General features: G+C 70.7%; 2 protein-coding genes and 2 pseudogenes. All 4 read left to right on the top strand.

Annotated features, from left to right (window positions below; all coding sequences use genetic code 11):
• Window positions 1-4 precede the first annotated feature (4 nt).
• Window positions 5-373: pseudogene (locus ACY45C_RS20170) on the top strand (LysR family transcriptional regulator); the annotation flags it as partial.
• Entirely contained in the window at window positions 304-903 is a 600-nt protein-coding gene (locus ACY45C_RS20165; protein WP_462189128.1) for a LysR substrate-binding domain-containing protein, read from the top strand. The pseudogene ACY45C_RS20170 and the gene ACY45C_RS20165, both read left to right, overlap by 70 nt.
• Window positions 904-1207: 304 nt before the next feature.
• Window positions 1208-2031: pseudogene (locus ACY45C_RS20160) on the top strand (MBL fold metallo-hydrolase).
• Window positions 2032-2152: 121 nt separating this feature from the next.
• On the top strand, window positions 2153-3277 hold a 1125-nt coding region (locus tag ACY45C_RS20155; protein WP_462189127.1), incomplete at its 3' end, for an extracellular solute-binding protein.

Raw genomic sequence — 3277 nt, 5'->3', positions numbered from 1 at the left:
CCGGCTGCACCTGGCCCAGCCGTCGCTGAGCCAGCAGCTCCAGCGCCTCGAACGGGAGGTCGGTGTCGAACTGGTCAGCCGGACCTCCCACGAGGTGCGGCTCACCGCGGCCGGCCGTGCGTTCGAGGTCGAGGCCCGGCGGGTCCTCGACACCGCGCGCCGGGCCGTGTCGGCGGCCCGGGAGGCGGCCTCGGGCCGCGTGGGCGTGTTGACCATCGGCTTCAACTTCCCCGCCGGGCAGCGGGTGCTCCAGCCGACCCTCGTCCGGTTGGGCGCCGACTACCCCGGCATCTCCACGGTTCTCTGGGAGGCTCGCAGCGGACCGACGCTCGCTGCCCTGCACGACCGCAAGGTGGACGTGGCGCTCGTGTTCGGCGGGGCGCCGGCCGCCGGGCTGCAGTCGCGACGGATTCTCACCCTGCCGCTGGTCGCCTCGTCGGCCACCACCATCCGTGGGCCGACCGCCAGCAGGCGTCGTTCCGGGAGCTCGCGCGCCAACGGTGTGTGTTGTTCCGGCGGGAACAGAGCCCCGCCATGCACGACGCGATCCTCGCCGCCGCCGGCCGGGCGGGCATCAGCCTGACGGTCGCCGACGAGGTCGACGACTCGGGTGCCACGGGGATCATCGTCACGACGAAGTCGGTTGTGGGATTCGCCTCGTCCGTCCGCAGCGGTTTCGTGCCCGGCAAGGGCCTGGCGGCCGTGCGGCTCGTCGAGCCGGTGCCCACCGTCGGGGTGCAGGTGGTCTGGCACCCCGACCCGCCGCCCGTCGTCGAGGCGTTCCTGCGCAGCTTGGACAACGCGGGTCCCTTCGGGGAGGACGCCGTCCCGGTACCTCCCGTACCTCCCGCGCCGCAGGTGCCGGTCCTCGCCCACGACGGGCAGCCGGCTTCCGGCGGCTGAGCCCGCACCCCTGCGGCACCTTTCGCGGCACTCCCGGCACTTTCGGGCCTCCGTGGCACCTTCGGGCCCCCGTCGCCGGGCCGGCCCGATGTTCTTCGTCACGGGCCCGTTCGGCGGCGGCGGCCCGTGTAGATGGCGATTGGCCGGGGCAATCGTCCGTTCGAAAGTTCCATATTGCCGGCGACGGCGCCACCCAGCAGCATCGCGGATGACAGCGGAAATCCTCGCGCACCCTGGCGCCGAATGTTCCACATGTTCCCAACGGAACACCAAGAGTGGAACATCAAGATGAACGGATGAACGTATGCGGTTGACCGTCCTGGGCTGCCGGTCGGGAATGCCGACCGGCGGTCAGTGCAGCTCCAGCTACCTCGTCTGCACCGCGGAGACGAAGATGCTGCTGGACTGCGGCCCCGGCGCCGCGACGGCGCTGAGCGCGCTGGGGCACCCCGCATCGCTCGACGGTATTGTGATCAGTCATCTGCATTCCGATCACTGCTATGATCTCCTCCCGCTGGGAAAGGCATTGCTGGCCAGTCGGGCCCGATATCCCATGCGATTCCCGACGCTCCCGGCACGTGACATTCCGGCGCGCAGCGAACCGATTCCTCTTTACCTTCCGCGGGGCGGCCTGGATACCTTCCAGGCATTGGCCGGGCTTTTCCCGGTCGCGACCATCCCGTTGCTGGACAAGGCGTTCGAGGTCGCCTTCGACGTCCGCGAGTACGACCCGGGGGAGACCTTTAAGATCGGCGACTGCATGGTCAGCCTGCACGGGCTGCGCCACGCGGTACCGAACTGCGGGATCCGCATCGAGACGGCGGGCGCCAGCCTCGCCTACACCGGTGACACCGGGGTGACCGACGCCCTCGTCGACCTCGCCCGCGGCGTCGATCTTCTCCTCGCCGAGGGGCCACCCTCGAGCTGACCGACGACAGCGGCCACGGCCACCTCAGCGCCCTCGACGCGGCCGAGGCGGCGCGGCTCGCCGGGGTGGGTCAGCTCGTGCTCACCCACTTCGTCACCGACGACCCTGAGTGGCTGGCTGCGCGGCGCGCCGAGGCCGAGCGGGTGTTCGACGGGCCGGTGCACCTGGCCGCCCCGGCCCGCAAGTTCGACATCGCATGACCTCCGCCGACGTCTTCCCGCCCCCCGTGGGCGGCGACCTGTTCCCGGGTGGCGACCTGTTCCCGGGATGCGATCACCCCTCGGGTGACGCAACTGCTCCGACGCGTGAAAGGCGACTGGTGTGACAGCCGTTTCCCGGCACGACGATGCTGCTGGACATGAACGGGACACAGGACAAGAGCGGGACGCAGGACAGGATCGCCCGGGCCGCCGTCCGCGGCGGCACCGGGCCCGGCTGGTCGTCACGGCGTTGTCCGCCGCGGTCGGCCTGCTCGCCGTGGCGGCCTGCGGCTCGGACAGCGACACCGCCTCCGGTACCCCGGCCGCGACACCGCAGGGTGACACCCCGGCGACCATTACCTTCCTGTCCTACAACTACGGCACCGCGGGTCTCGGCGGTACGGGAACCCAGGCACTGCTCGACGCCTTCGCCAAGGCGCACCCGAAGATCACGGTCAAGCCGCAGGGTGTCGCGGTGAAGGACGTCCTCACTCGGCTGCGCACCGACACCGCCGCCGGTGATCCGCCCGACGTCGCCCAGATCGGCTGGAGCAAGATGGCCGAGGCGGTCGAAGCCCTGCCGATCACCCCGGTCCAGAAGGTCGCCGGCAGCGAGTGGGAGCCGGCCACCGCCGGCATCTCGAAGAACATCCTGTCGGCCGTCTCCACCAACGGCGTCGTCGCGGCGATGCCGTACACGATGTCGATCCCGGTCATGTACTACAACGCCGACCTGTTCCGCGCCGCCGGCCTGGACCCGCAGCAGCCGCCGACAACCCTCGCCGACGTCAAGGCCGCCGCTTTGAAGATCAAGGCGACCGGTAAGGAGGGCGTCTACATCAGCGTCGTCGACAGCGGGAAGTCGGACTACCTGACCCAGTCGGTGGTGAATTCTAACGGTGGGTCGCTGGTCGATTCCTCCGGCGCGGTCACCCTCGACAAGCAGCCGGCCGTCGAGGCGCTGGCCACGATCGCCGACCTGACCGCCTCGGGTGCCCAGCCCGGGGTCAAGGCCGAAGCGGCCCTGGCCGCGTTCACCAAGGGTGACCTTGGCATGTTCGTCACCAGCACGGCGCTGCTCGCCAGCGCCCAGAAGGCGGCGACGGGCAAGTTCGAGCTGCGCACCGCGGGCCTGCCGTCCTTCGGCACCAAACCCGCCCGCCCGACCTACTCCGGCGCCGGGCTCGCGGTGCTGGCCAAGGACCCGGCCAAGCAGCGCGCCGCCTGGGAGTTCATCAAGTTCCTC

The sequence above is a fragment of the Frankia sp. CcWB2 genome (genome assembly GCF_977927585.1).
Note: the sequence above shows the minus strand (reverse complement) of the source record. Positions and strands in the feature narration are given on the sequence as shown.